This window comes from Mesoplasma chauliocola, from assembly GCF_002290085.1.
GTDB lineage: Bacteria > Bacillota_I > Bacilli_A > Mycoplasmatales > Mycoplasmataceae > Mesoplasma > Mesoplasma chauliocola.
This window is the reverse complement of the sequence record NZ_CP023173.1, coordinates 546427-571812: the sequence shown is the minus strand read 5'-3', so window position 1 is coordinate 571812 and position 25386 is coordinate 546427. Positions and strand designations below refer to the sequence as shown.

Annotated in this window: 25 protein-coding genes, 1 pseudogene and 1 other annotated feature; all 26 genes and pseudogenes read left to right on the top strand. The window is 26.1% G+C overall.

Translation table 4 applies throughout. The features are described from left to right. The first annotated feature begins 1 nt into the window (after position 1). The 26 genes and pseudogenes from CK556_RS02545 to CK556_RS02420 all read left to right on the top strand — a co-directional run bounded on the left by CK556_RS02545 (position 2) and on the right by CK556_RS02420 (position 25330). The gene (locus CK556_RS02545; RefSeq protein WP_027875692.1) at positions 2–853 is read left to right on the top strand and encodes a hypothetical protein; all 852 of its coding nucleotides are present in this window, start codon (positions 2–4) and stop codon (positions 851–853) included. A 140-nt stretch (positions 854–993) separates the two neighbouring features. Next, on the top strand, positions 994–1140 hold the full coding sequence (locus tag CK556_RS03965; RefSeq protein ID WP_169835743.1) for a hypothetical protein: 147 nt from the start codon (positions 994–996) through the stop codon (positions 1138–1140). Positions 1141–1562: 422 nt separating this feature from the next. Continuing rightward, positions 1563–3206 (top strand): ATP-dependent nuclease, encoded by a 1644-nt coding sequence (locus CK556_RS02535; RefSeq protein ID WP_051412772.1) that lies wholly within the window; start codon positions 1563–1565, stop codon positions 3204–3206. Further along, positions 3188–4270, top strand: a complete 1083-nt coding sequence (locus CK556_RS02530; RefSeq protein ID WP_027875690.1) for a UvrD-helicase domain-containing protein — start codon at positions 3188–3190, stop codon at positions 4268–4270. Before CK556_RS02535 ends, CK556_RS02530 begins: the two co-directional genes overlap by 19 nt. 155 nt (positions 4271–4425) lie before the next feature. Continuing rightward, positions 4426–7866 (top strand): hypothetical protein, encoded by a 3441-nt coding sequence (locus CK556_RS03960; protein ID WP_169835742.1) that lies wholly within the window; start codon positions 4426–4428, stop codon positions 7864–7866. A gap of 96 nt (positions 7867–7962) precedes the next feature. Beyond that, on the top strand, positions 7963–8148 hold the full coding sequence (locus CK556_RS02520) for a hypothetical protein (protein ID WP_095761522.1): 186 nt from the start codon (positions 7963–7965) through the stop codon (positions 8146–8148). 96 nt (positions 8149–8244) lie between these two features. After that, the gene (locus tag CK556_RS02515) at positions 8245–8430 is read left to right on the top strand and encodes a hypothetical protein (protein ID WP_095761522.1); all 186 of its coding nucleotides are present in this window, start codon (positions 8245–8247) and stop codon (positions 8428–8430) included. Between the two features lie 96 nt (positions 8431–8526). After that, on the top strand, positions 8527–9279 hold the full coding sequence (locus tag CK556_RS02510; protein WP_095761521.1) for a hypothetical protein: 753 nt from the start codon (positions 8527–8529) through the stop codon (positions 9277–9279). 129 nt (positions 9280–9408) lie between these two features. Beyond that, the gene (locus tag CK556_RS03955; RefSeq protein WP_027875610.1) at positions 9409–9990 is read left to right on the top strand and encodes a hypothetical protein; all 582 of its coding nucleotides are present in this window, start codon (positions 9409–9411) and stop codon (positions 9988–9990) included. 65 nt (positions 9991–10055) lie between these two features. Further along, positions 10056–10448, top strand: coding sequence for a hypothetical protein (locus tag CK556_RS02500; RefSeq protein ID WP_051412760.1), 393 nt, complete (start codon positions 10056–10058; stop codon positions 10446–10448). A gap of 77 nt (positions 10449–10525) precedes the next feature. After that, positions 10526–10605: a sequence feature (ribosomal protein L21 leader region), on the top strand. A 6-nt stretch (positions 10606–10611) separates the two neighbouring features. Next, on the top strand, positions 10612–10911 hold the full coding sequence (gene rplU, locus CK556_RS02495; protein WP_027875611.1) for a 50S ribosomal protein L21: 300 nt from the start codon (positions 10612–10614) through the stop codon (positions 10909–10911). A gap of 3 nt (positions 10912–10914) precedes the next feature. Then, complete coding sequence (locus tag CK556_RS02490) at positions 10915–11229, top strand: ribosomal-processing cysteine protease Prp (protein WP_027875612.1); 315 nt, start codon at positions 10915–10917, stop codon at positions 11227–11229. A gap of 1 nt (position 11230) precedes the next feature. Then, a complete protein-coding gene (rpmA, locus tag CK556_RS02485) occupies positions 11231–11518 on the top strand; it encodes a 50S ribosomal protein L27 (RefSeq protein ID WP_027875613.1) in 288 nt (95 codons plus the stop codon). A 789-nt stretch (positions 11519–12307) separates the two neighbouring features. Then, positions 12308–12505: pseudogene (locus CK556_RS04095) on the top strand (DnaJ domain-containing protein); the annotation flags it as partial. A gap of 19 nt (positions 12506–12524) precedes the next feature. After that, positions 12525–13877, top strand: coding sequence for a M20 family metallopeptidase (locus tag CK556_RS02475; RefSeq protein WP_027875615.1), 1353 nt, complete (start codon positions 12525–12527; stop codon positions 13875–13877). Positions 13878–13928: 51 nt separating this feature from the next. Next, positions 13929–14567 (top strand): hypothetical protein, encoded by a 639-nt coding sequence (locus tag CK556_RS02470; RefSeq protein ID WP_027875616.1) that lies wholly within the window; start codon positions 13929–13931, stop codon positions 14565–14567. 21 nt (positions 14568–14588) lie between these two features. Next, positions 14589–15503: an ABC transporter ATP-binding protein gene (locus tag CK556_RS02465; protein WP_036246703.1), complete on the top strand. Its 915-nt coding sequence runs from the start codon at positions 14589–14591 to the stop codon at positions 15501–15503. Next, a complete protein-coding gene (locus CK556_RS02460; RefSeq protein ID WP_027875618.1) occupies positions 15496–16269 on the top strand; it encodes an ABC transporter permease subunit in 774 nt (257 codons plus the stop codon). Before CK556_RS02465 ends, CK556_RS02460 begins: the two co-directional genes overlap by 8 nt. A 124-nt stretch (positions 16270–16393) precedes the next feature. After that, positions 16394–17164, top strand: a complete 771-nt coding sequence (locus CK556_RS02455) for a hypothetical protein (RefSeq protein WP_027875619.1) — start codon at positions 16394–16396, stop codon at positions 17162–17164. A gap of 107 nt (positions 17165–17271) precedes the next feature. After that, positions 17272–17775, top strand: coding sequence for a hypothetical protein (locus tag CK556_RS02450; protein WP_027875620.1), 504 nt, complete (start codon positions 17272–17274; stop codon positions 17773–17775). A 179-nt stretch (positions 17776–17954) separates the two neighbouring features. Then, positions 17955–18302, top strand: a complete 348-nt coding sequence (locus CK556_RS02445) for a hypothetical protein (protein ID WP_156923129.1) — start codon at positions 17955–17957, stop codon at positions 18300–18302. 2 nt (positions 18303–18304) lie between these two features. Next, entirely contained in the window at positions 18305–19621 is a 1317-nt protein-coding gene (locus CK556_RS02440; RefSeq protein ID WP_027875622.1) for a DUF2130 domain-containing protein, read from the top strand. Between the two features lie 226 nt (positions 19622–19847). Further along, the gene (locus tag CK556_RS02435; RefSeq protein ID WP_084545416.1) at positions 19848–20636 is read left to right on the top strand and encodes a MurR/RpiR family transcriptional regulator; all 789 of its coding nucleotides are present in this window, start codon (positions 19848–19850) and stop codon (positions 20634–20636) included. 193 nt (positions 20637–20829) lie between these two features. After that, complete coding sequence (locus CK556_RS02430; RefSeq protein ID WP_027875624.1) at positions 20830–21462, top strand: hypothetical protein; 633 nt, start codon at positions 20830–20832, stop codon at positions 21460–21462. 198 nt (positions 21463–21660) lie between these two features. Continuing rightward, on the top strand, positions 21661–23499 hold the full coding sequence (locus CK556_RS02425; RefSeq protein ID WP_051412761.1) for an ABC transporter ATP-binding protein: 1839 nt from the start codon (positions 21661–21663) through the stop codon (positions 23497–23499). 10 nt (positions 23500–23509) lie between these two features. Beyond that, positions 23510–25330, top strand: a complete 1821-nt coding sequence (locus tag CK556_RS02420) for an ABC transporter ATP-binding protein (protein ID WP_051412762.1) — start codon at positions 23510–23512, stop codon at positions 25328–25330. Positions 25331–25386 lie beyond the last annotated feature (56 nt).

Here is a 25386-nt window from a genome sequence, read left to right as displayed (position 1 = left end):
TATGAGATCAAATAATAAAAAAATGCATTTAAGTGCAAAATTTCCTACTAAAAATAAATTTGCTATTTATTTTAAATATAACTTCTTTAATGGCTTCAAATCTGGTTTTGTAATTTTATCTTTATTTACAATAGCTTTAATTGGAACTATTAGTTTATTAAGCTATGTTGCTGTTAAAGTACCTTCATTTGATGAACCAGATAAAACAGAGTTAACAGTGGGTGTTGTTATGATGATAGTTGGTGCTTTAATGCTAGTTTGTTCAATCACAAGTATGAAAAGCACACTTAATGATAATATAAGCAAAAAAGTTAACCGTATATTCTTATTTGGTGGAATCAAAAGATACCAAATTAAAAACTTTGGTTTAATCTATAATGCAATATTATTAATAGCACAAGCAATTATAGCAACTCTAATAATAATTATTATATTTGGTTTAACTACAGCTATTTCGTCAGTTAAAGTTATTGAACTAATGAATTTACAATTCTTTGCAACTTTAGTATTAAAAGTACTATCAGCTTATTTCTTAGGTTTATTACTATCAGTATTAATTCAAGCTTTACCAAAAAAAGGAGCTATAAAAGTAATTATTATTATCGCTTTCTTTTTCATTCAATATTTATTAGTTAGTGCTAACTTTTCGTTAATTCCGTTATTATTAGTAGACAATTTTTATCGAAGTATAATTGGTTGAATTTTATTTATGATTCCATCAGTTTCATCAGGGTCAAGTTTTTGATGAAATGCTAATAACTGATTAATATTTGCAGGGTATGCATATAATATTGCATTTATCATTTTATTCATTTGATTATGAACATTACAAAATCGTAAAGCAACTTACTAGAAATAGTAAGTTTTTTTTAATTTTACATGATTTTTTGGCTTAAAAAAAATACACTTTTAAATGTATTTTAAGATAAAATAAAAAAGTATATTTACAAATAGAAAATAAGGATTATTTAATGGCAAACACTAAAAAAATAAATGAATCAGCAGCAAGCAAAAAACCTGTTAACTTTAGTTGATAATTTAGAAAAAGATTTAAAGACTAATATAGAGAAATTAATCAATGTTGTAATACAAACAATTAAACAAATAAAACTAATCCCGAAGAGATTTATCAAAAATTAATAGAAAATATAAATACAGCAAATATTACAATTGAAAGGCTGCTTTAAGTTCAGATAAGTTAAAGATTTATTTAATCAAGTTTTACCAGAAGAAAAATTTGTTTAGTTAATCAATGACTTCTTAGATTTTGGTGAAATTAAAATTCCTGATAATGTTAATTTAGATTTCTTAAGAGATTTAATTAAAAAACTAAAACTTGATGACTATAATCAAATAATATTAATTATAGTAATTGTTGCAACTAGTTTAACTGCGATTAATTTATTAAATATAATCTTTGCGTGAAGGTTAATGTTGTCTAAAAATAGAGTTATTCATTATAAATTCAATTTTATCAATTAATATATTTAGTTTAATTGGAAGCTTAGTATATGTAATTAATGATAGGAAAGAAGTATTTTAGAGTATAAGGAGTACAAATTATGATAAAAAAAATAGTAATTGAAAACTTTAAAGGCATAAAGGAAAAATTTGAAATTTATTTTAACGATAAAATAAATTTGCTAGTTGGAGACAATGGCGCAGGAAAGTCAACTATTTTAGAAGCTATAAATCTTGCTTTAACAGGTTTATTTAGAGGAAAATCAATAAAAAATAATTTACATCAATATTTATTTAATTCATTTTCTGTTGACGAATACATAAATAATATAAAAGAAGGCTATATTGTAGATCCGCCTATTTTATTGATTGAAATTTATTTTAAAGATGAATTACCTGAATTTCAAGGAGATAATTTTTCTAACTCCCAAACTTCCCAAAAAGAACAAGGAATTGTTTTAACTGCAAAATTAGATGAAAATTTTAGAAATGATTACAATATTTTTGTTCAAAATAAAAATGTTGCATCAATACCAGTTGAATACTATGAAGTTATATGAGAATCTTTTGCTAGACAAAGATTAATATCTCAAAAAATACCCTTTAAGTCAGCTTTAATTGATTCAGGTTTTAGTAAATTCCAAAACGGATCTGATATGTATTTATCAAAAATTCTTCAGGAAACTTTATCAAATGAAGAGGAAATTGGAATATCTCAAGCTTTTAGAAAAATAAAAGAAGATTTTTCGAGAAATGAATTAGTTGAAATTGTTAATAAAAAAATATCAGGTGCTTCTAAACTTAGTGATAAGACTATAAGATTAGCTGCTGATTATGGTATAAATTCAACATGAAATGGAAATTTAACGGTGGAGTTTGATAAAATACCTTTTGACTTTATTGGAAAAGGAGAACAATCAATAATAAAAACTGAATTAGCACTAACAGCAAAAAATACAGAAAGATCTTCAGTTATTTTAATTGAGGAGCCAGAATCACATCTAAGTCATTCTAAACTTAATGAAATGTTAAAAAAAATTAAAGATAATTTTGGTGATAAGCAAATTTTTATTTCAACACATAGTAGTTTAGTTACTAACAGATTAGGTTTAGATAATGTTATTTTGTTAAATAAAAATAAAGCAATAAAATTTACGAATTTAGAATCAAAGAAATTTTTTGAAAAAATGACGGGTTATGATACACTTAGATTGATTTTATGCAAAAAAGCAGTTTTAGTTGAAGGTGCTTCTGATGAACTAATATTTCAAAAAACATATATGAATTTAAATAATGGAAAGCTTCCTATTGAAGATGGAATAGAAACTATATCAGTAGGTACTTCATTTAATAGATTTTTGGAAATATCTCAATATTTGGATTTAAAAGTTGCTGCAATTTATGATAATGATGGTCAAATTGACAAAAAAGAGCGATGGTTTAAAGATTTCACAGGTGAAAACACTAAGAATAACATCAAAATGTTTTGTGATTCTCAAATATATGAACCTATTAATGGGCACCCCAAAATTAATAATAATACATTGGAACCTGCAATTGTTAGAGCTAATAATGTTGAAAAATTACAAAAAATTTTAGGTAGAAAAAATATGACGGAAATCGATCTTATTAAATTTATGCAAAAAAAGAAAGTTGAATCAGCATTTTCAATTTTTAATTCTAATGAAATAATAAATTGTCCTAAGTATATAGAGGAATCAATTGAATGAATAACAAAATCTTAATAGCTGCAGCTGGTTCAGGGAAAACAACATGAGTTGTTAAAGAAGCACTAGATTCAAGTAAAAAAATTTTAATAACTACTTTCACAGAAAAAAATAATGAAGAAATTATTAAAAAAGTTAAAGAATTAAATAATGGTATTATTCCTAAAAATATAAAAGTTCAAAGTTGATATAGTTTTTTAATTGAACATGGAGTAAAACCCTATCAAGGGAAAATGTTAAATAAGCAAATAAAAGGTTATGTTCTAAAAAGTAAAGATTCTAAAAATAGATATTCAAAAGAAAACGCAGAATTTTTTTATTTAACTAAAGATAAAAGAATGTATTTACAATTACTTTCGGATTTCACTTTTGAATGCAATAAAAAAAGTGACAATGCTGTAATAGAAAGAATATCAGATATTTTTGAAACCATTTTTATAGATGAAGTTCAAGATATGGCGGGTTATGATTTAGAAATTATCAAACTTTTATTTGCAACAAAAACTTCTATTGTACTAACTGGTGATCCAAGACAAGCTACGTATTCAACAAATAATGCAAGAAAAAATAAGAAATACTTAGATGGTAAAATTATAGATTTTATTGAAAAAGAATGTCCAATTAATAGTTGCATAATAGATTCAACGCAGCTTAAAAATAGTTGGAGAAATAATCAAAAAATTTGTGAATTTGCTAATAAATTATTTCCTGAATATGAGGAATGTTTATCTTTGCAAACTACAAAAGAAGAACATGTTGGATTTTTTTATGTTAGAGAAAAAGACGTGGACATATATTTAGAAAAATATTCAGCAATACAATTAAGGTATGATTCTAGAACAAAAAATATCAAAGAAAAATATGGATGCTTGAATTTTGGTGAATCAAAAGGTTTGACTTTCGATAGAGTTTTAATTTATCCTAATCCACCAATAAAACAATATTTGGAAAATGATGTTATGTTTAAATCACCTCGAACTAAATGTAAATTTTATGTAGCAGTCACTAGAGCAAAATTTAGTGTTGGAATAGTGTGTAATAATAATTTAAAATCTGAAAAGTTTCCGTTTTTTAATGAATAATTTTCAAGGTCAAAAAGGATTGTTTTTGGCTTTTTTTTTTTTTTTGCAAATCACACTTAAAATAGAAAAAATTTTCCCCATTTAAGAGTATTTTTTGGAGTATTAATCTAAAATTAAAGTAATTATTTGAAAAATTAATTAAATGGAGGGTTTATATGAAAAAACTATTAGCACTATTAGGAGTTGTAACGTTAACAACAAACGTTGTTGTAGCAGGTGTTTCAATTGCTAATGCAGACAAAAACAAGCAAAATGATATTATAGTCTTGCAATCTAAATTGCAAGCAATTTTAAGTTCAAAAACTGATGCTAGATGAGAAGTATCAGAGCTACAAAAAAAAGTAGATGAAGAAATCGGTCAAGGTGAAATTACAGTTTCATTCAAAGACTATACTAAAGTAACAAGCATAGCTAAAGCTGAATTTATATTTAAAGCAAATAATAAAAAATATACAGGTGAATTAACATTAACTCAAACTTATGAAATAAAAGATAATATAGCTGAAGATATTTCAACTATTTCATCAAGCCTAACAAGCATTCTAGTTGGTAAATCTCATGATGAATGAACTGTTGCTGTTTTACAAACAGAGATAAATACTAAATATGGAGATGGTGAAATTACAGTTTCTGGTGGGAATTATAGTGACGATAATAACTATACTGGTGAAACAAAGAAAAAAGCTGAATTTACATTTAAAGGTAATGCAACAACAGACCCACAAAATACATTAAAGTATAAAGGCGAAATAACATTAACTCATACATATACAAAACAAACTGTAATTAGCAATGATCAAATAAATACTGTTGTTACTAATTTAGCAAACCATGCTAAATTTAATAATAAAGAAGAAGCTAAATCAACTATTGAAGCAGCTTTTGCTTATAAAGAAGCAGCAAGTGATGCAGAACCAACAGGAATTAAAGGTATTAAAGAAGCTGAGGCTGTATATAATAAATCTGTTGTAGGTGATAAATCAAGTTTCACAGTTACTTTAAAATTATCAACTGGTTATGTTTTAGAACAAGCAACTAATATAGTAGAAGTTACTGTTAATTTAATGTCAAGAATAGATATTGCAAATGATGACACATTTAAATCTGATATTGAAGCATTAATAAAAAAAGATGAATACAAAGATAAAGCTTGAACTGTTGATGGACTACAAACTGAATTAAAAACTAAATATGGTTCTGATGAATTTGTTGTTACTGTAGATGATAATTCAACTAATACTTTTGATAATTCTGAACTAGGTAAAAAAACAGAGAAATTTGTTATTAAAGGTCAAGGTTCAAGTCAAAACGACAAACAATATCAAGGAGAACTTAAAGTTACTCATGATTATAAAGTTACTGCTAATATAAGTACTATTAGAACTGGTTTACAAGAGATTTTAAATGTTAAGGATTATGAAGAAAAAGCATGAACTCAAACGGCATTACAAGATGCTGTTAACACTAAATATGGTGATAACCAAATTATTGTTGAAGAAGCAAATATATTAAAAGAAGACAATCCAAATGTTGTTAAGCATTCAAAAGAATGAAAATTTATTGGTAATTCTACTGATTCAAATGATTTTGTTTATACAGGAGATGTGACTTTAACTCATACTTGAAAATCATATAAAGTTTTAGCTAGTGATATTCAAACAGCAGCTGAATTTGCTGTTAACGGAAAACCATATGCAACAATTGAAGCAGCTCAAGAAGATATTACAAATGCAGTAATAAGAGCTGTTACTGGTGTTGCTAGTGTTATTTATCCAAAAGAAATATCAAAAGACTGAAGTGATGAAACAATTAAATTTACTGTTAAACTTAAAGAAAATTATGTAATTGAAGGAAAAAATGATTTTAGTGTAAAAGCTAAAGTTGGATCAGATATAACAGTTTCAACTGATGCAGTTAATGCTGCGATTAAAGCAGTTGTAAATGCTACAAATGTTACTTATGCTACAAAAGAAGAAGCTAAATCAGCGATTGAAGGAGTTTTATTAAGTGATGCTTGAAAAGATCAAGTTACTGGAGTTGTTACAACTACAGGTGAAGCTTCTAGTGAGAAAGTTGAAAATGGTACATATTCAGTTGTGTTAACTGCTAAAAATGGATATGAATTGGATAAAACTGATGCTATTACAGGAAATTTTGAATTAACTCAATTAAATAAAATAGTTTCAACTGATGCAGTTAATAATGCAATTAAAGCGGTTGTAAATGCTGATGGTGTTACTTATGCTACAAAAGAAGATGCTCAAACAGCAATTCAAAATGTTTTTGCAAGTGATGCTTGAAAAGATCAAGTTACTGGAGTTATTACAACTACAGGTGAAGCTTCTAGTGAGAAAGTTGAAAATGGTACATATTCAGTTGTGTTAACTGCTAAAAATGGATATGAATTGGATAAAACTGATGCTATTACAGGAAATTTTGAATTAACTCAATTAAATAAAATAGTTTCAACTGATGCAGTTAATAATGCAATTAAAGCGGTTGTAAATGCTGATGGTGTTACTTATGCTACAAAAGAAGATGCTCAAACAGCAATTCAAAATGTTTTTGCAAGTGATGCTTGAAAAGATCAAGTTACTGGAGTTATTACAACTACAGGTGAAGCTTCTAGTGAGAAAGTTGAAAATGGTACATATTCAGTTGTGTTAACTGCTAAAAATGGATATGAATTGGATAAAACTGATGCTATTACAGGAAATTTTGAATTAACTCAATTAAATAAAATAGTTTCAACTGATGCAGTTAATAATGCAATTAAAGCGGTTGTAAATGCTGATGGTGTTACTTATGCTACAAAAGAAGATGCTCAAACAGCAATTCAAAATGTTTTTGCAAGTGATGCTTGAAAAGATCAAGTTACTGGAGTTATTACAACTACAGGTGAAGCTTCTAGTGAGAAAGTTGAAAATGGTACATATTCAGTTGTGTTAACTGCTAAAAATGGATATGAATTGGATAAAACTGATGCTATTACAGGAAATTTTGAATTAACTCAATTAAATAAAATAGTTTCAACTGATGCAGTTAATAATGCAATTAAAGCGGTTGTAAATGCTGATGGTGTTACTTATGCTACAAAAGAAGATGCTCAAACAGCAATTCAAAATGTTTTTGCAAGTGATGCTTGAAAAGATCAAGTTACTGGAGTTATTACAACTACAGGTGAAGCTTCTAGTGAGAAAGTTGAAAATGGTACATATTCAGTTGTGTTAACTGCTAAAAATGGATATGAATTGGATAAAACTGATGCTATTACAGGAAATTTTGAATTAACTCAATTAAATAAAATAGTTTCAACTGATGCAGTTAATAATGCAATTAAAGCGGTTGTAAATGCTGATGGTGTTACTTATGCTACAAAAGAAGATGCTCAAACAGCAATTCAAAATGTTTTTGCAAGTGATGCTTGAAAAGATCAAGTTACTGGAGTTATTAGTGTTGAAGGAATGGCTTCAGAAACTGAAGTTGTTCAAGGTAAATATTCAGTTGTTTTAACAGCAAAAGAAGGACACCAATTAAGTGGTGAAAAAACTATTGCAGGAACTTTTGATTTAACTAAAGCAGATATAACAGTTTAAACTGATGCAGTTAATAATGCAATTAAAGCGGTTGTAAATGCTGATGGTGTTAATTATGCTACAAAAGAAGATGCTCAAACAGCAATTCAAAATGTTTTGGCAAGTGATGCTTGAAAAGATCAAGTTACTGGAGTTATTAGTGTTGAAGGAATGGCTTCAGAAACTGAAGTTGTTCAAGGTAAATATTCAGTTGTTTTAACAGCAAAAGAAGGACACCAATTAAGTGGTGAAAAAACTATTGCAGGAACTTTTGATTTAACTAAAGCAGATATAACAGTTTAAACTGATGCAGTTAATAATGCAATTAAAGCGGTTGTAAATGCTGATGGTGTTAATTATGCTACAAAAGAAGATGCTCAAACAGCAATTCAAAATGTTTTGGCAAGTGATGCTTGAAAAGATCAAGTTACTGGAGTTATTAGTGTTGAAGGAATGGCTTCAGAAACTGAAGTTGTTCAAGGTAAATATTCAGTTGTTTTAACAGCAAAAGAAGGACACCAATTAAGTGGTGAAAAAACTATTGCAGGAACTTTTGATTTAACTAAAGCAGATATAACAGTTTAAACTGATGCAGTTAATAATGCAATTAAAGCGGTTGTAAATGCTGATGGTGTTAATTATGCTACAAAAGAAGATGCTCAAACAGCAATTCAAAATGTTTTGGCAAGTGATGCTTGAAAAGATCAAGTTACTGGAGTTATTAGTGTTGAAGGAATGGCTTCAGAAACTGAAGTTGTTCAAGGTAAATATTCAGTTGTTTTAACAGCAAAAGAAGGACACCAATTAAGTGGTGAAAAAACTATTGCAGGAACTTTTGATTTAACTAAAGCAGATATAACAGTTTTAACTGATGCAGTTAATAATGCAATTAAAGCGGTTGTAAATGATGATGGTGTTACTTATGCTACAAAAGAAGATGCTCAAACAGCAATTCAAAATGTTTTAGCAAGTGATGCTTGAAAAGATCAAGTTACTGGAGTTATTACAACTACAGGTGAAGCTTCTAGTGAGAAAGTTGAAAATGGTACATATTCAGTTGTGTTAACTGCTAAAACTGGATATGAATTGGATAAAACTGAACCTATTACAGGAACTTTTAAATTAACTCAAAAAAATGAAAAAATAGAATTAAGCGAATTAAATTTAATTACATCAATCACAGTTCTTGATATTAATTCTGAAACTATAATAGATGATATATTAGATGGTGTAATTGATCAAAATTCTTCAGCTATTTTAGATAGAACACAATTAACTGTTAAACAAGAAAACAATGATTTCTTTTTAGAACCTAATAATGATCAATCTAAATATTCTGGAAGTATTAAATTAAATGTAACAGAAGCAGAACAAAAAACTAATAACCTTTCTATCTTCTCATACTCAATAATTTCAGATAAATATTCTAACTAATTAGTTAACTATTTATTCAAACTAACATAAACTATTTATGTTAAAATATAATAATTTATTAAATTAAAAAAGGAGTATATATGATTAACAATTGTTTTAAATAAGCCTATTACATCAAATATTACAGGTATGCATTTTTATGTTAATGATATTCCTGTTGATTGTATGATTAAAACAATTGATCAGTTTTATTTACAAACTAATAATGTTTTTGATTTAATGCATTTAAATGGAGTTATTATTTATGATACTAATAATGAAGTTAATCAAGCATTAGATTATTTTATTAAACATCATAAAAAAGTTATTAATAATCAATTGCTAATAGATAAATACCGTTATAAGTTTACTCATTTAAAATATAAGTTATTTAAAAGATTAAATACTAATGATTTAACTACTAAGTATTTATTTAATGTTAGCTTTATTACATTTATGGATTTTTATATATTAACTAGAGCAATACAATCAGGTAAGTTTAAACTTGCATTTGATATGATGCAAGTAAAAGATAAAAAATTATTTAAGCTAGTACAAGCATATCAGACTACTGTTGATGAAAAGATAATGTATGAATTAATTGATCAGATCTTTTCATATATGTTAGAACCTTATAATGGTTATTGAAAAAATGAAATTTTATTTAGAGAAGATATTAATACTAAAATAGAAGATGAAGAGATGCTAATTAACTATAATTTTAATAAATAATTATTTTTTATTAATTTTTTGATTTTATTTTGTAATAACAATATGAAGTTAGAAAAGAGGTAATTATGCAAAAACTAAAAGTTGATAAATTAAAAGATATAAAAGGTGGGGCTGCTTCAGGAGCTTTATTAAATGGAATAGGTTCTATTATTGGTAAAACAGGAGATTTTATTATTGATGTAGCAATGTTACCATTTGCTTATATAGAAGCTGCTAAAGGTCATGATAAAGCAAAGTTTAAAATAGGTAATTCAAGTTTTGAATTTGATGATACAACTTCTGTTAAGTTAAGTGCTAATAATAATATTTCAGATAATGTCATTAAACTAGAAACTATGAAATCATTTGATAATAGTGTGATTAATCAAAATAATAATTTAGAAATACTACAACCTGTTAACACTACTTTAGATGCTAATATAGCTAAAGATGTTGTATTTAATAAGTTTTTTGGTTAAAACAATCAAGTAACATGATTTAGTTAAACTCTTTAGTTGAATTATAAATTGGTTTGTAGTATCATTTAAATGTTGAAATCAAGTTTCAACCGCTCTTATCTAATACGTATTTAAGCAGATATACATCTCACGTATGAAGGCGAGTCTAGACTGGAGGATAAATATGTTCGCAATTATAAAAACAGGTGGAAAACAAATTAAAGTTGAAGCTGGAATGGAAATCTTTATCGAAAAAGTAAATGGTGAATTAAACACTGAAGTTACTTTTGACGAAGTATTAATGGTTGATGGAAAATTCGGAAGCCCATTAGTAGAAGGTGCTAAAGTTATCGGTACAATTGTTAAACAAGGTAAAGGTAAAAAAATTCGTGTAGTTAGATACCACCCAAAGAAAAATGTTAATAAAGTTTATGGTCATAGACAACCATATACAAAAGTAAAAATTGAAAAAATTGAAGCTTAATTTATGATTAAAGTCAAAATTAAACATGAGGGTGAATATATTAAACAATTTGAAATATCAGGACATGCTGAATCAGGACCTTATGGACAAGATCTTGTGTGTGCAGCTGTTTCAGGAATAGTTTTTGGAGCATTAAACGCTTTGGATATTCACTTTAACAAAGATGCAGATTTAAACGTTTTAGAAAATAAAATTATTATTAAAAGTCAAAACAGTGAAAATCAATCTTTACAAATAATGTTAAAAATGTTGAAAGTTCAATTATCAACAATTCAATCACAATACAAACAATTTATAGAAATTATGGAGGTATGCTAATATGCGTTTTATATTAAATTTACAATTCTTCGCTTCTAAAAAAGGAGTAGGTTCAACTAAAAACGGCCGTGACTCAGAATCAAAACGTTTAGGAGCTAAAAAAGCTGATGGACAATTTGCAAACGCAGGTTCAATCATCTTTAGACAAAGAGGAACAAAAATTCACCCAGGTCAAAATGTAGGTCGTGGTGGAGATGATACTTTATTTGCTTTAGTATCAGGAACTGTTAAATATGAAAAATTCGGAAAAGGGCGTACAAGAGTTAAAGTTGTACCTGCTGCTGAATAATAAATTCATAAATAATTAATTAGTCGATTGTATCGACTAATTTTTTTTGTTATTTTGTTAAAATATTATAAATGTTTGAAAGAGGTAGTTATGGTTAAAATGTTAATTATTATACTTTGTATAATTATCGCAATTTTTATAATAGGTTCAATTACGTTTTTATTAACTTTTAAAAAAAATAGAATTGAATCAGTTGATACACAAATTAAAAAGAACGAAGAGTTATTAAACACTAATCGTAAAGTATGAATGCGCAATACTAAAAGAACAGTATTAGTTGATAAATACAACTATTATGAACACTTTGAGGAATTTCCTTTTAATTCAGAATTTATAAATACAAAAGAATATTTAGTTAATAATAGTTTTTCTTTTACAACTACAAATGATGTTATTAAAGAACTAAGTGATGCACAATCAAAATTGCTAAACTTTTGACTAGTTGAACAAAGGAAATTATTAAAAGCTTTTGATCAAACTGGTTTAGAAGATACATATGAAAATAGAAATTTTTTGATGAAGTTTTACAATGAATCATTAAATATATATATGAAAATAATGAGTCAAGGGTTTGTGCCAAGAATTTTAAAAGCTAAAATAGATTTTTTAAAAGGGGAAAATCTTTTAGATGTAAATAGTCAAATATCAACAATGCAATCTTGAATAACAAAAGCAATTGCTGATTTAATTAATGAATTATTTAAGCAATCAGGAGTTTATCAACAAACTCATCAAAATACACAAAGTCAATACAATCAATATACACATCAACAACAAAAACAAAGCAGAATGTCAGATCAGTTCAGTGACATTAACTGAGCATATCAAACTTTAGGTGTCTCACCAAAAGCTACAAGTGATGAAATTAAAAAGCAATATCGTAAATTAGCGATGACTTATCATCCTGATAAGAATAAAACACCCGAAGCAAAAGATAAGATGGTTGAAATTAATCGAGCATATCAATTTTTAAAATCAATTAACAAAGTTAATTAAGGAGAATATTATGGAAATTAACAATAAATTATTATTAGATAAATACTTTAATGAAGCATTAGAAAAAACAAAAGAGTTAATTAGTATTCCTTCAGTACTAGCTGAACCTATTGGGAATATGCCATTTGGAAAAGGAGTTAATGATGCATTAGACTATATTATTAACTTAGCAAACGAATTAGGTTTTGAAACATATCGAGATGAAACAAATAAATATGGATTTTTAGAATATGGTGAGGGAAAAGAATTATATGTAATTCTTTGTCATTTAGATGTTGTGCCTGCTGGAGATATGTCAGAATGAGTTACAAACCCATTTGAACCAATTGAAAAAGATGGTAAATTGATTGGACGTGGAAGCATTGATGATAAAGGACCAACTATGATGAATCTTTATGCATTAAAATACTTAAAAGACAATGGATGAAAATCAGAGAACTACAAAATTAGAATGATATTTGGTTTAAGTGAAGAAACAACTTGAGAATGTATGGAAAAATATGTAGCAGATCATGGTATTGCATCTGCTGGTTACGTTCCAGATGGATTATTTCCTTGTGTTTATGCAGAAAAGTGAATTAATAATATGGATGTAATCGCAAATGTACCTTGTGATTTTGAAATTAAAGGTGGAGAAGCATATAACATGATTTGTGATAAGGTTACTTATAAAGGACCAAGAATCAATGAAATTAAAAATGAATTAGATGCAATGAAAGATATTCATACATCAATTGATAATGAATTGTTAATTGTTAAAGGAAAACCAGGACATGCATCAACTCCTCATGTTGGAGTTAATGCAGTTTCTCATTTAGCATTTGTGATGGATAAATTAGGATTTAAACACCCTTTAATTCAATTTATTGCCAAAGAAGCACACTTAAACTTTAATATGTCTAATATTTTCAAAAATATTGCTGATGAAACTGGTGATTTGACTCAAAATATTGGAATCATTGATATTAAAGATAATAAAGGAATGTTCACGTTTAACTTTAGAATTCCTGTTTTATCAGAACCTAAGGAAAAGTTCTTCCCAATTATTGAACAGGCCTTTAATAAATATGGATTGGAACATGCTAAGCAAAGAATTGAAGATGCTGTATATTTCCCAAAAGATGGTGAAGTTGTTAAAAATATTATGCAAGTTTATCAAGAAATTACAGGAGATTTGATTAGTCAACCCCAAGCAATGGGTGGAGGGACTTACGCTAAAACAATGCCTAACTTAATTGCATTTGGCGCTGTTATGAGTTTAGAAGATTCACCAATGCATGATTATAATGAATATGCAACTATTGAAGAATTGAAAAAAATGATTAAAATTTATGCAAAAGCAATAACAAAATTAGCGAAGTAAAAAAACGAATTTATTTGTTCGTTTTTTTATTTATGATAAGATATTTTTATTATGAAAAAAGTATGAGAAAAATTTAAAATAGAAGTATTTTGTTGAAAAACACTACTTTATGTTATGTATATTTTATTTTTTATATTTTCAGTTACAGTAAAATTTTTATTTGCTGAATTTTTCTATGCTTTGTTCTCAGCTAATTTGGCTTTATTCTTTTTTATAAATATGATTAAGTCATTTAAAACAGTATTTAGTAAGGGAAAAATTCAAATTAACATTTTAGATATCTTGATGAGAGGAATGTGAATCTCATTACTAATTCACGAACTAATTCAAATTATTATTAATGATAGTATCAATCAGTTTACAGCTTTATATTGAAATAATTTTATATTTACCATTTCATTTATTATGAGTATTTGCTTTTTTATCATATTTCTTTTTAATATAAATATTAGTAAGCTTTTAAAAGATTACAAATTTAAAAGTACATTTATTAATTTTAAAACAAATGTAAAGGAATTTATTAGATATGCCATTTTACTATTTACAAAAGTAATTTTAAAAGCTGTTCATAGAATTAAAACAAATATTTTTAAGTTTCAAAAGATGCTATATTTATATTTTAATAAACTGCTTACTATAATAAACTTTAAGATTGGAACACCGCCAAAATTTAACCTTCTATTAATTTAATTAATAAAGGAGGAAATAAAAATGAGAGAATTAATTAAAATAGATAATTTAACTAAAGAATTTAAAAATGGTCATGGAATATATGACATTAATTTATCAATTAATGAAGGCGAAGTTTTTGGTTATTTAGGACCAAATGGAGCTGGAAAATCAACAACAATAAGACACATATTAGGTTTTATGAAACCACAAAAAGGAACTATAACAGTTTCAGGAATAAATGCATGAAAAGATGCAAGCAAAGTTAATGAAATCTTAGGGTATGTTCCTGGTGAAATAGCAATGCCAGAATTTATGACTGGGATTGAATTTATTAAGTACATATTTGAAATTAGAAAATTAAAAGATTGAAAGTATGTTGAAGAGCTAATTGCTTTTTGAGAATTTGATCCAAAAGTAAAAATTAAAAGAATGTCAAAAGGAATGAAGCAAAAAGTTAGTTTAATTTGTGCATTTATGCATAAACCAAAACTTTTGATTTTAGATGAACCAACATCTGGTTTAGATCCTTTAATGCAACAAAAATTTATTGATTCAATTAAACAAGTTAAAGCGGAAGGCAGAACTGTGATTTTAAGTTCACATATCTTTCAAGAAATTGAAAAAACTTGTGATCGAGTGGCAATTGTTAAAAACGGAAGAATAGTATCAAATATTGACATGAATGAAATTAAATATAATGAAAACAAAACTTATGAATTAGTATTTAAAAAACATGATGATCAAAAAACATTTATCAAAGAATATAACCAAAAAAATATAGAGATTATTGATAAGAAAAAAATTATTGTTAGTTTAAAACAAAAAGATATACAAAAATTTTTAAAATCAGTTGCTAAATATGAAACAACAATATTTAAAGAAATTCCTTTTACTTTAGAGGAATACTTCATGCACTTCTACAAGTTTGAGAAGGAGGATGGAATCAATGGTTAATAAAGCAATTTTAAAACAACATTTTAAATCAAATTTTGTTCTTTGATTAATCTTAATTTTAATGCCAGCACTATTTGTAAATTTAATAGTTCCTTTAACTATTAATGCGACTCCTGAGGGAACTGCTCAAATTTCAATAATTTTAAAATTAGCAGTGTTTACTTCAATTGGATTTCAAGTACCATTAATTTACACTATTATTGCTTCTAATAAAATAATGGTTGGAGAAGTACAAACAGGTAGAATTACTTATGTTATTGCATCTCCTTTAAAAAGAACAACTATAATTAATACAAAAATAATCTTTATGGTAGCTAGTTTAACAATTGGGTGCATTTTAAATATAATACTAACCGCTCCAATTATTGCGATGAATGCAAGTAAAATAGATATTTCAATGGGTGGTTATTTAACCCAATTAATTGGTATGTTTTTATTATTATTTATGACATGTGGAATTACATTCTTAGCTTCAACATATTTCAATAAGGCTGTTTGGTCTTATGTTGTTGGTGCTGGAATTCCAATTCTATTTTACATTTTGTCAATGTTAGCAAATTCAAGTGTTCCAGCTTTGGAAAACTTAAAATATATTACTTTAAATAGTTTATTTAACGAAACCAATTTATTGGAATCAAATGGTGAAAAATTTGTTTTAGCTTCAGCAGATAAATGAATAGGGCAATATTTGGCTATGTTTGTTATCGGGACAGGTTTATTCGCAACTTCAGCTTTTGTATTTAAAAATAAAGATTTATTATTATAAATATTTTTAAACATCTTAAAGGTGTTTTTTTATTTTTAGATTATAGAACACTTAAAATGTAACATTTTTTTATTTAAAGTGATATATTAAAAATAGTGATTTTTAATGAGAGGAAAATACCAAAATGAAAATGAAAATTAGAATGAAATTATCTGCTTTGTTATTTATAGCATTTATACCAATTTTTTGTATTCTTATTGATTTAATAATGTCTGTTGCACAAACTAGTGAATCAGCAATTAGTTTTGATGTATCATTTATAAATCAAATTATTTATTTTTCTGTATGGACAACATTATTAACTTCTATTTGGGGAATAGCTTCTGTATTGAGTTATTTTAGAAAACCAAGTAATAAAATTGCTTGAGCAGAATCTGATAATGTTGCTACGATGGTTATGACATATCAATTAATTGTATTTTTTGTGTACACTGTAACATTTATAGCTTACATAGATGACATTGCAGGTTTTGATACATGATTTAAGATTTTAAAATCAATACTTGAACATTGAATATTACCGGTTGTTATAGTAACTTATTATTTTTTAAGAGAAAGAACATCAAATTTATCATGAAAAGAATTCTTAATAAAAAAAGCATGAATTAATTCTATTATTCCAGTTTTCTATATATTTTTTGTAGGAATTAGAGGATTTTTAATTCTGCATTTCCCAAATGGAGAAACTAATAATATTCCAATCTTTCCATATAGACAAATTGATCCAACAAAATACCCAGTTTATATATGACTTTCAGGAATTCTTAGTTTTATAATACTACCATCATTCATAAGTACGGGGCTAAATTTTGCATCAATTAAAGCACATAATAAACTTATTGTAAACCAAAAATGAAACAAGGACTTTGATCTTGAACTGCGAGCGAAGTTTTAATTTAAAATAATAAATAAATCAAAGCATAGGTGCAGACCTATGTTTTTTTATTTAGTTTATTTTTTTACCTGAATAATTATATAATCATGCTAAGAGGTGATTTTAATATGTTATTAGCTTCAGGTTTGCAAGCATGAGGAAATATTATGATTTCATTTTTGTGAACAATACTAGGTTTATTTATTATTTGAATTCTTTTATTAATATTTTCAAGCATTAATAGACATTGAAAAATCAAAAACTTAACAGACAAACAAATTGTTTATCTTGAATATGTTAAAAATGAAAGAAAAGATCGTTATTTGAAAATTAATTGAGCATTATTTATATCTTTAATTGTTGGTGTCTTTTTTATGATGTTCCAACTACATTTTACTCCTATTATTTTAAGAGCTGCCCCAATCCAAAATCTAGACTTATATATTGGTTGAGCACTATATGGAGTTTGAATATTTTTGACTATAATTGCAATATTAAACATCTTATATTCAGGAAAAAATATATGCAGAGCAAATATGAAAATGAAAGATGAAATGAGTGAAGACGAATTTAAGTATTACGTAGGTAATTATATAAATAAAGTTAAAGTTAAAGATTTAAAAGAAGCGTAATTAGGGGTTTTTAAATGTATTTTTAGACAGGTGAATGATATAATAAAATTAGGTAGAAATAGCCAAAGAATGATAAAGAAAGTGAACTTAAGGTTACAGCAAAAGTTTATTCTGATTTCTTAAAATATTAATAAAATAATTATAAAAAAAGTAGATCAACTATGATCAATTTTCATGTTATGGAAGAAAAATGCAATGAGTGCAATGAAGAACTAAAAAGAATGTTGCTAAAAGATTGTAATAAGTGTGAAGTAGAAAAAAACATATCTTTAGTTTGTTGGAAAAATTTATTTTTAAAAAATAAGGCATCAGCAGAACTTTATGCATATATTAAAGCAAATAATGTGGCATTAAATAATTTGGTTAAATATTCTGAATTAAATGATTATGAAGAATATAAAAAATATATTGATATATTTAACAAAATTAAGTGATTGTCATTTCAAGAATTAAAATCGAAAGATGATCAATACGAAATATTATCTAAAGTTTTAAGTAAATTATCAAAAGAATCTATAAGGAGTTAATTATGGAAATACTTTTTAAATGTCCTCATTGTGGGGAAGAAATAGCAAAAGAATCGTTTGCTAATCATAATTCAAATTGAACTGTTATTGAAAATTATTTAAGTGAGTTAAAGCAAAAACAAGAAGATGAACTTAGAATTCAATTGAGAAGCGAATTATTAGCTCAGTGAAATGAAAAACAAAGAATTGAGATTAACCTTATTAAACAGGAAATGATAAATGACTTCAATAAACAGTTAGAGGTTTTAAATTTTTCAATTAATGAAAAGGAAAATTTAATTAATAAATTGAATGAACAAAAGTCTTTAGAAATAGATAAAGAAAAAAATATTTTGACTAATAAATTTAATGATATTAAAAATGAGCTACAAATCAAATTAGCGAATAAAGAAAATGAATTAAAGGCGTTAGCAGATAAATTAAATCTTGAGCTTGAAAAAAATAAAGAAAGTTTAATTAATGAGTTTAGTCAGGAACTTAATACTTTAAAACTAGAATTAAATAATAAAAAAAATGAACTTGAAAACTTAACAAAACAAAAAGAATTAGAATTTGAAGTAATTTCTTCTAAACTAACCAATGATTATGAAAAACGTATAGCAGAATTAGTTCAAGCTAATCGTGAATTTAAAATTATTAATTCAAAACGTAAAGGTGAAAACTTTGAGCATGAAGTTTATGAAGACTTAGTTAAAGCATTTTCATTATTTGATGTTATTGAAAAAATTACAACAGGAGAGAAAAAAGCGGATTATTTACAAACAATTAAAAATTATAAGCGTGAAGAAATCGGAAAGATTGTTTACGAAGTTAAAAATGCTGAATGAAGTAATACTTGAGTTCCCAAATTATCAACAGACGCAGCAAGTAATAATACAAAGTATGGTATTTTAATTGCAACAAGTTTTAATGATAAATATCCAGGCTTACCATTTGTTAAAAGTGAAGAATATGAGAATATTTGAATTACAGATTCTGAGAGTTTCATTTTTGTTGGTCAAATTGTTAGAAGATTAATTGAATTTGAAAATGAATATAACCAAAAAATAAAAACATTCACTGATAATTCAAATAATGATTTATTAATTGAACTTGAAAAACAAAAAGAGCAATTAAATGAATATTGAACTATTCAATTCCCAACTGCTTATAAAAAAATGCAAAAAGAATTAGAAGACCTTGATAAAGTAGCAGATAGTTTAGAACGTAATTCATCAAGAATTAAAAAGTCAATTAGTGTTATTAATCAACAATTCTTTAATAAAGTGCAAAAAGGATTATCAAAAATACTTGGAGAAATGATTGAAGAAAAAGATTAAAAGCTGCGTCTGCAGCTTTTATTTGTATTACAATGATAAGTAGAAAAGATATATTTTTTTAACAAATAGAAGCTTGATCTCATACTAAAATGAAATTGGGTTAATCTAACTCTATGTAACTATGACAATTCATACGCCAATATTAATAAGTCACAATTCCAATTAATCTTTTCTACAATTTATTTATATAAGAATTTAGTTCTTATTTATTTGTTAAATAAATATAATGAAAGTACTTAAATTAAATAGAAGTACTTTAGGAGATAAAATGTTTGAAAGTATTAGAGAAAAATTAAATTCTATTTATGAAAGCAATGAAATTAGCTCTCACAAGTTAATTGCTAAATATTTAATTGATTGTTTAGATAATGATAAGACTCCAACTACTAAAGAATGCTCAGAAGTTTGTTTTATATCTGAATCAGCTTTAACTGCCTTTTCAAAAAAATATGGTTATCAAGGTTTTAGGGAAATAGCTGTAAGAATAAAAGTAGAGCGTGAACTTTATAAGCCATTTAAAAAAGATACAAAAAGAGTTAAGACAACGAATGTTAGAGAGTTAGTAAATAAATATTTTGATCAAATTGATTTACAAGAAGATCAACTAAACAAACTAGTAAATAAAATTAAGGATGCTAATAAAGTATATTTAATAAGCTCTTATGAACAAGAAGAAAATGTAAATTTATTTAGTAGTGAATTACACTTTAAAAATATTGAAGCATATTTTACTAAGCAAAAAAGACTTGAAGATATGTGAATTGAGAAGTGTGAAGCTAACGATCTATCTATTTTCTTAGTTTGTGGTTTAGATAATCAAAGTTTAACAAGACTGTATACTCTAGCAAAAGAACAACAAAAAAACATATTTATTATTAGTTCTTCTTCGCAAAGTCATAAATTCAAAGAAGAAAATTCAATAATTTTACAACAAGAATGTGATATGGAAATTTATTTGTCTATTAGAAGTATTGTTATTAATTATTTGTTTGCAAAAATATTATCAAAATTGTAAACAAAAGTGAATGCTATTTAAATAACACTATAGTGTGTCTTAAAAGGGCTGTATATTTGTATAATATCATTATTCTTTTATTTTATAAATATCTATTCGGGTAGTAAAAATAGTTTAAAAAGTCAAAAATTAGAGTGTAGGTAAATTATTTTTTTAAATAGTTTTCTTACACATATAAAAAGGAGACATTACTATGTTAAAAACAATTGCAGTAGCATCAATAGCTGGAATGCTTAGTTCATCAAACGGGCAAATTATAGAAAATGTATCTAGAATACATAAAAATGAAGTATCATATATTGATAAATATAATGATGAAGAAATTGTTAGTTTAGATAACGAAGGAAAGTTTGATTATCACTATAGTCCAGAAACAGGACCACAAATTCAAGCTACATTTTGACAATGAAGTTTTGGTTCAGAAGGAATTTCAAATAATGAAGAATTACTTGAAAGTTATTCTCAAATGCTTCCTTATGCTAATGGTCAAAGATATACACCAACAGCATACATTAGAAGTGAAAAATGAAACGACAGTTATTCTTTAATCGATCCAATGGCATTCGACTTGTCAAATGTTAAAGAGGGTAGAGTTGAATCAATAGAAGACTTTGCAGAAAAGGCTACATGATTTTGACAAGCAGAATATAAAGGTCAATATTACAATCAAGTTAAATGAGGTGTTTCTATTTCAACTTATACTGATGACTTAAATCGTTTTATATTGCAATTTACAACAGGTTTTGACCTAGAAATTAAAGATGATATAAGTTTTGACTTTGGTGGTCAAATTGCACCAGAACTAAAACTAATATCTGCAAAATAATCTTAAAATTTTAGAATAACAATAAAAAATTAAAATAAAATTTATTTAATGTCTTGCAAAAAAGCTTAAACACTATTTGTTTAAAGCTTTGCAAGACATTTTAATTACTCAAAAGATAAAAATTATTTATCAAAATTTTCAAACTTAATGATATTATTTATATAATGTGAAAATAAAAAACAAAGAGGGATTAGGATTATGAAGACTAACAAAAATATTTCGAGAAATGCAGCTTTTTTCAAAATAATTGGAAGATATTATGTGAAATACTGATGAATAACTTTAATTTTAGCTCTTACAATTTTGTCATTTTGTTTAACTAGAGCTTCAATTCCTCTTTTAACACAACAAATAACACTAGCAATTAAAAGTGAACACAAGATTATAACTGCTGATGAAGCAAAAATGTGGTGAGGTTGAAGTTCTTCAACAAATATTATTATCGCAGTTTGTATGATCTTAGTTGATGCAATTGGAACTTTTATTTTCAACTACTTTTCATGAATATTAGGAAGAAAGATTGAAATTGATTTAAGAAATAAAATTCTTGAAAAATTAGTAAGACAAGATATTTCATATTATTCAGATAAAAAAATTGGAGAAATATTGACAAGCGTTGTTGCTGATACACAAAACTTAGGTGATGGAGCTGTTAGAATTCCAACAAATATTGGTATTTCATTATCTCAATTTGTTGTGGCTTTCACTATGACATTTATCCTAGCATGAGAAATTGCAATTTTTGGTTCAATTATTTACTTTAGTCTATTAGTTTTATACTTTGTATTTTATGTTCAAACTGTTAAAAAATATGCAGTTGTTAGAGATGTGTATGAAGAAGTAAATGGTAATGTAACAGACAGAGTTGGAACAATTAGATTAATTAAGTCAACTGGAACAGAAGATTATGAAAAAGCTTATTTAGAAAATCAACAAGAAATAAATTATAAAGCACATAAACCAGCAATTCTAAGATTATCATTTTTAATGACTACAGTTTATGCAGGTTCAATGATATTACAATTTGCAATTCCTATTATTGCAGGAATAATTTATTCAATTAGAGGAGATCTTGAAGCATCAACTTTATTTTTCTCAATTACATTCCCAGCTTATATGATTAATCAAGCAAGTTTAATTTCAACATATAATAGTTTAATGGGAATTACTTTCTCATTAGCAATGTCAGGAGTTGCAAGTACGCATGTAACTGAACTATTAAATGATGAATCAAGATTAGATCCGCATTATACTGATGGAGTTATTGTTAATGATATTAAGGGAGATATTGTATTTAAAGATATTGAATTTAGATATCCAGAAAAACCAGAAAAATTAATCTTACCTAAATTTAATTTTACTTTTAAAGAAGGTAAGTCATATGCTTTTGTTGGAGAAACTGGAAGTGGTAAATCAACAATTGCGCGTTTGTTATTAAGATTTTATGATCCAAGTGGTGGTGAAATTATTATTAATGAAAATGAAAATTTAAAAGATTTAAATTTAGCAAGTTATTTAAGACATATTGGTTATGTAGAGCAAGAACCACAAATTTTATTTGGAGATGTATTTGAAAATGTTAAATATGGAAAATTTGATGCAACTGATGAACAAGTAATTGAAGCATGTAAAAAAGCTGAAATTCATAAACTAATTTCATCATGACCAGAAGGATATAATACAATTCTTGGGGAGCGTGGATTTATGTTATCTGGTGGTCAAAAACAACGTTTAGTTATTGCTAGAATGATTTTAAAAAATCCACAAATATTAATTTTGGATGAAGCTACAAGTGCTTTAGATAATATTGTTGAAAAAGAAATTCAAGCTAAATTAAATGAACTGATGAAAGGTAGAACTAGTTTTACTATTGCTCATAGACTTTCAACAATTAAAAATGTTGATCATATTATTGTTTTAGGTGGAAATGCTAAGGGAATAGTTCAGCAAGGAACTTTCAAAGAATTAGTAAGTGTTGAAGGACATTTTAAAAATTTATATGAAGCAGGTTTATTAGAAGAAAAGCAAAATAGTTAAGGAGGGAATTATGAAAAAGAAAAAAGAAACTTCAAACAGTAGAGCTTTTATACATTTATTCTTTAAATATTATAAGCAAGACTTTAAAAAGAATTGATGAGTAATTCCTAACTTTATTTTTTGAGCATTAATGTTATTTATGGCTCCACTATTAGCTAATCAAATTAATTTAGCTTTAAGCCAAAATACAAATACTGATGGAATTTGACTAATAGCTTATTGAGGATTAAATATAACTCAATTAATTATTATTTCAGTTGCTCTTTTAGTTTTTAACTTATTTAACTCATTTTTATTTAATTGATGATCAAACACTTTTGCAAAGCAAATCGAGACTCATTTAAGAAATGAAATTTTAGAAAAGTTAATTAGACAAGATATTTCATACTATTCAGATAAAAAAATTGGAGAGTTATTAACTAATGTTATTTCAGATGCACAAGTTGTAGGTAATCAAGCAGTTGATATTCCAATGAATGTTGCAAGTGCATTTTTCCAATCACTTATTGGATTATCTTTAACCTTTATTATTGAATGAAGAATTGCATTAGTTGGGTTTGTAATTTTTACATTAATCTTAATTGCATTCTTTGGTTCTTATATTGCTTTAGTCAAAAAATATGAAAAAGTTAGATTAACAATGGAAAAAACTAATGGTAATGTTATTGATCGTGTTATTTCTATTCGTTTGATTAAGTCAACAGGAACAGAAGATTATGAAACTGAACACTTTAAAGAAAAACACGTTGATTATTATGATCAAGGTAAACCAATTGGGAAATGATTAGGAATTTTTTCAATGGTTGTATTTGCTGGAGATTTCTTATTATTATTTACAGCTCCTGTATTTGCTGCAGTTTTCTTTGGTGGCGATGGTGACACAACTAGAATGGAAAATTTCTTCTTAATGTTCCCTGCTTTTGTTATGGCACAAGGAATGTTAACAGGACCGATTATTACTTTATTTGTAATTTCAGGTGGAGCTGCTATGGCTGGTGTTTCTTCATCAAGAATTTTAAAAACATTAAATACTAAATCAATTTTAGATTTCCATTATCATGAAGGAAAAGAAGTAAAAGATTTAAAAGGAGATATTGTTTTTAAAGATATTAACTTTAGATATCCAGAAAAACCTGAAGCTCTAGTTTTACCAAACTTTAATTTCACTTTACAATATGGTAAGTCATACGCGTTTGTTGGAGAAACTGGAAGTGGTAAATCAACAATTGCAAAACTATTATTAAGATTTTATGATCCAACTGAAGGTCAAGTTTTAATTAATCATAAAGATGATTTAAAAGAATTAAATTTATCAAGTTACTTAAATCATGTTGGTTATGTTGAACAAGAACCACAAATTCTATTTGGAACTGTATTAGAAAATATTAAATATGGTAAATTTGATGCAACTGATGATGAAGCTATTGAAGCATGTAAAAAAGCAGAACTTCATTCATTAGTTATGAGCTGACCAGAAGGATACAACACAATTCTTGGAGAGCGTGGATTTATGTTATCTGGTGGTCAAAAACAACGTTTAGTTATTGCTAGAATGATTTTAAAAAATCCAGAGTTATTAATTTTAGATGAAGCTACATCAGCTTTAGATAATATTGTTGAAAAAGAAATTCAGGCTAAGCTAGAAGAAATTATGAGAGGCAGAACAAGTGTTACTATCGCACATAAACTATCAACTATTAAAAATGTAGATCATATCATTGTTCTTGGTGCTCATGGTGCTGGAATTGTTCAACAAGGAACTTTCAAAGAGTTAATTAAACAACCAGGACATTTTAAAAATCTGTATGAAGCTGGAAAAATTGAGCATTAATATTTAAAATCATTTCAAGTTGAAATGATTTTTTTAGTTTAAATAAAAACATTTAT